Consider the following 4,904-nt stretch of genomic DNA (forward strand, 5'->3'; position numbering starts at 1 on the left):
TTTTTGAGTTCATTGCGCTCCTCGTCCGTCAATCTGACCTTGTATTTCAATAGGGGCATAGCAACCTCCTTTCTGAAGATTACTATACCGCTATTTTAGCGTCAATACAAGCATGACATGACACTAGAGGTTGTTGCACCAAAAGGAGGAGCCATCAAAATGAGCGCCTTGGATGAACTGACCAAACTGGCCGATAGTCTGGAGAACAAAGCTGCCAAGGACTGGAAATCCCAGGGCAAGAAGGTGGTGGGATTCTTTTGCTCGTATGTGCCGGAAGAGATTCTCTATGCCGCCGATGTCCTTCCGTATCGGGTGGCTGCCCGAGGCTGCACCGAGACCACATCGGCAGATGTCTACCTCACCCACCTCAATTGCAGCTTTGTCCGTTCGTGTCTGGAGTACGCCCTCGAGGGGAAATATGACTTTCTGGATGGGCTAGTGTTCACCAACAGCTGCGACGATATCCGCCGCATGAGCGACATCCTCAGAACAGTCCAATCGGAACGATTGCCCCTCATAGCCTTCCTGGACGTCCCAAAGAAGACCGATGCCGATGCCATTGCCTGGTACCAGGACGAGATCGCCGCCTTCAAGCAGAGCGTGGAAACAACCTTCGGGGTCAAGATCACCGATAATAAGCTCAAAAAGGCCATCGAGGTCTACAACGAGACGAGGAGCCTGCTCAAGCAGCTCTACGAACTACGCCGCAAAGACAACCCACCCATCACCGGAGCAGAAGTGATGCAGGTTCTCAACGCCGCCGCCACTACTCCCAGAGATCAGTTCAACAAACTGATGAAAAAGCTGCTGGAAGAGCTCAAGCAGCGCGAGGGGATATCGGACCACAAAGCGCGCCTGATGATCACCGGCGGCGGCGGATGTGACGACCCGGCCTACTTCGACGTGGTAGAAAGACTGGGCGGGCTGGTGGTCACTGATGCCGACTGCTTCGGCTCACGATATTTCTGGAAACCGGTGGAGGTGATCGAGGATGACCTGATCCTCGGCCTGGCCAAGTCTTATCTGGACCGCCCGTCCTGCGCCCGGATGACGGACCGGATCGATGAGCGGATCGATTTCATCAAGGAGATGGTCGAAACCTACCGGGTCGATGGGGTCATCTTCCAGACGCTGATCAACTGTCAGGTATGGGGAGGCCAACTCCTGGCCATCCGAGATGAGATGAAGAAGGCCTGCATCCCGCTCATCGAACTCGACCGGGAATACGCCTTAAGAGGCACAGGACAACTCAAAACAAGGGTTCAGGCATTCCTGGAAAGGATTGAGAGGTAAAGCTGATGGAAGAGAAGATCAACGTATTGGAGATGGTGGCAGATGGGTTTTCTGCTGTGAGCGAAGACACGGCCGAGTCAAACCCTATCCAGTCGGCGATGGTAGGGGCACTGGGATATGTCTACAGGAGAGCGACAGAGGCAGCGGAAAAGGGAGATCCGGTGGCCTGGGTCAGTTTCAGCGTTCCGACTGAGATCTTCTGGGCGATGGATATCGTGCCGGTCTGCGATATCGGGCTGACCGTATTCTGCGCCATCCCCGGCGCAGTTGAGAAATACATTGACCTGGCGGAAGAATTTATTCCCCAGTACGTCTGCTCCACCAACAAGCTGCCCATGGGATTGCTCTTGTCCGGTGACGCGCCGCTCCCGAACGTCTACGTTGCCCAGAACAACCCCTGCGATTCCATCCTGGGAGTGGATTCATCGGTGGCAAAATATCTCGGCCTGCCCTATTTTGGCATCGGCACCCCCTATCTCAAGAGCGAAAAAGGATACCTGTATACCGCCCGCGAACTCAAGCGAATGGTCACCTGGCTGGAGAATCACACCGGGCGCAAGATGGATTTCGGCAGGCTGCAGCAAGCCATGAAATATTCCAATCAAGCGCATGAACTGGTTCTCAAGATCAACGCGCTGGCAGCGCAAGTTCCCTGCCCATTTCCCATGCCTGAGAGCGCTTCCCTCTATCCTCTCTTCATGAACCTGCCCGGCACTCCGGAACTGGTGAACTGCCTTGAAACCCTCTATCGAGAGATACAGCATCGAGTGAATAACAAGGTGTCGCCCGTGCCCTTTGAATATGAAGAAAAGCTCAGGCTGGTCTGGATTTACGCCATGCCGGGATTCGATTTCCCCAATTCCCTAAATGAGCTGATGCAAGAATATGGGGCAGTCAGCATCATCTATATGAACAATCATATCACCGTTGTCCCCACCGAGGACCTCTCCGATTACGACAAGATACTGCTGGGACTGGCCAGAAAATCGCGTAACATGCCGATGTCTAAGGAGGGCGGAGGGCCCTGGGAAGACTGGGGGGACAACTCTGTTGAGATGGTCCGATACTACAAGGCGGATGGGGCTGTGTTTGCCGGGCACATCGCTTGCAAATCCAATTGGGCCGCCGCCAAATTGGTCAAGGACAAAGTATTAGAGGAGACAGGCATTCCCACAATCAGCATCGAGTTGGATTTCATTGACGGGCGAGTCACCCCTGCGGAAGCTATCAAGAGCCAACTGGTGGATTTCATTGAATTGATCCTGGCCAGAGGCAAGCAGTAGGATCGCCAATGGTCACTGCTGATGAACCCCATACCAATAGGTTGGATAAGACGCAGGCAAGGACCTTTGGGATCGCCTTTTACGGACGATAAACCTATGTCTTTGCCGGTCTGAAAAATATCTAAAGGGAGGAGGCCATTATGGTAAGGTATCAATCTCAGGAGTGGATAGACGCCGTTGTAGAGAAAAGCAGGACGGATGAAGCCTATCTGAAGAAAGCCAAAGGACTGACGACCAAACAGAGATCGATTGCCACCGATGCCCCGGGTGGAGTGGACATTCTCACCATCTGGGAATGGGACGACGGAAAGATCGTCAAAGCTATCCGTGAGGAAAAGCCTGCCCCCAGCGAGTGGCGTAACTGGAAGAATGAGGACCAATACATTTCCACTACCATCGGCACCTATGAAAACCTGTCCAAGATAGCCAAAGGGGAAATGAGCGCCGAGGTTGCCATGGCAAAAAAACAGTTTGCGCTTCATGGGAATATGCTCAAGGTATTTGCCAAAATGGGCAAATTCAACGCCTTCTCAGCCTTGATAGCTTCGATTCCGACCGAATACTGAGAAGCCCAGACCGATTATCCGCTGTCTCTGGCCGGGGTCTTAGCGGGTCGAATGAAACGATTTTCAACACTCTGTTTTGGAGAAGAAAGGAGATGTCATAGTTCACAACGTTTCCGCGTGACGCAACACGTTGGATAGATATATTCTGCGAGAGCCTCGGCATGCATAACACCAGGATCGCAGCCACAAAAAGGGGGAAAGAATGATAGAGAAGATTCTGCTGGGCATCTGGGACTTCATCCAAAACAAAATGTGGTGGGTTTTGCTTATTGCTATCCTTCTGCTGATACCGGCTGGCATTGGGGCCAGCAAGGTAGGATTATCTAACCAGTACTCCGACTACATCGATCCTTCCTCGCAAACTTACAAGAATCTCAAACTGCTGGATGGGAAATTCACCAACGACAATATACTGGTTCTCATGGAAGGCGACAGCCTCTCCCAGCTATTGAGCAAGGAGAACCTGGACGCGATGAAGGTCTTTGATGAGCATTTTTCCAAAGACCCGCGAGTAATGTTTGTAATGACGCCGGAATATCTCATCACCCTGCAAAAAACCATGATGTCCGATCCGAATAAGACGAAGGACATCGACTATGCGGTCGATCCCAAAACCGGGGAAATAATACCGGTGGTCAAAGATGTTGTCCTTGCTGAACAGGATGATGTCAAGGGCACCCAGGCTGCTGTCATGCTTGTCGTGTCTATCAACGGAGGCCAAAGCGACGACGCAAAACACAGCATCATCAATGATATGAAGAAAGAGGTCAAAACGGCCGGTTTTGAGGAGGGCGTCACCTTAAAAGTCACCGGTTTCCCAGTCATATTGGATTGGGAGATACAAGAGACCAGTAACCAGGTTACCCGGGTAACGGCCATTGCCGCTGTTCTCATGCTCCTCCTCTTGGCACTGTTTTTCAGAGTAAGAGGGTTCTTCCTCTGGCGGTGGTTGGTGATGGGGTTGGTTGGAATTGGCGTTTTTTACACCATGGGCCTGATGGGACTCATGGACATGAATATCACTCCGGTTGCCATGGGGGTGTTCCCCATCCTGATCGGTCTGGGAGTGGACTATTCCGTCCAGTTCCATAACCGCTACGATGAGGAATCCCGGAAAGGGCAATCGGCAGAGGTGAGCGCGAAGAATACTTTTATGCATATCGGGGCTCCTCTTACAATTGCCATGCTCACGGGCTGCGCCGGTTTCGCCTCAGTGTTCTTTGCCAGAACCCCTATGGTCAAGGACTTTGGCACGACGCTGATTATAGGGGTGCTGGTTTGTCTGGTTGTCTCGGTGACGCTTCTGGTCGGCATTCTCTATTTGAGAGATAAGAAACGCGAAATCAAGGCTGAGCCGCGCAAAGCGGACTTCATGCAAAAGGTGGCGGAATTTATTGCCCCCAGGGCGGTGAAGTTTGCGGCCATTATTTTGATCATCGCTATAGGGCTTTCAGCCTTCGGGTGGAGTCAGGAACACACGCTGAAGGGAAACGTCGGATTTGACGCTTACATGAACTCAGATGCCTCCGAAATGGTGGTGCTCAACAAAGTGGTCGGACTGACCGGAGGAGTCTACCCGGGGGACATGTTTGTGACCGCAGATAACGTCCTTGATCCGAAAGTATTGCAGTGGATGATTGGCGTTCCTGCAAAAAGGTAGCGCCTTGGTATTGAAGCTGATATTGGGATGCGATAGACTCAAGTTGAGGCTATTCGACTTGAGGTGAAGGGATGTTCAGAGAGAACCACAGGCATAAGCAGA

Annotated in this window: 4 protein-coding genes; all 4 read left to right on the forward strand. The window is 52.1% G+C overall.

All coding sequences use genetic code 11. The features are described 5' to 3' along the window. Positions 1 to 117 precede the first annotated feature (117 nt). The 4 genes from PHV74_14850 to PHV74_14865 all read left to right on the forward strand — a co-directional run bounded on the left by PHV74_14850 (position 118) and on the right by PHV74_14865 (position 4,802). Positions 118 to 1,293, forward strand: coding sequence for a 2-hydroxyacyl-CoA dehydratase family protein (locus PHV74_14850; GenBank protein MDD5095634.1), 1,176 nt, complete (start codon positions 118 to 120; stop codon positions 1,291 to 1,293). A 5-nt stretch (positions 1,294 to 1,298) separates the two neighbouring features. Then, the gene (locus tag PHV74_14855; protein ID MDD5095635.1) at positions 1,299 to 2,576 is read left to right on the forward strand and encodes a 2-hydroxyacyl-CoA dehydratase family protein; all 1,278 of its coding nucleotides are present in this window, start codon (positions 1,299 to 1,301) and stop codon (positions 2,574 to 2,576) included. Positions 2,577 to 2,716: 140 nt separating this feature from the next. Further along, on the forward strand, positions 2,717 to 3,142 hold the full coding sequence (locus PHV74_14860; GenBank protein ID MDD5095636.1) for a hypothetical protein: 426 nt from the start codon (positions 2,717 to 2,719) through the stop codon (positions 3,140 to 3,142). A gap of 202 nt (positions 3,143 to 3,344) precedes the next feature. Then, positions 3,345 to 4,802, forward strand: coding sequence for an MMPL family transporter (locus PHV74_14865; protein MDD5095637.1), 1,458 nt, complete (start codon positions 3,345 to 3,347; stop codon positions 4,800 to 4,802). Positions 4,803 to 4,904 lie beyond the last annotated feature (102 nt).

The sequence above is a fragment of the Dehalococcoidia bacterium genome (genome assembly GCA_028711995.1).
GTDB lineage: Bacteria > Chloroflexota > Dehalococcoidia > SZUA-161 > SpSt-899 > JAQTRE01.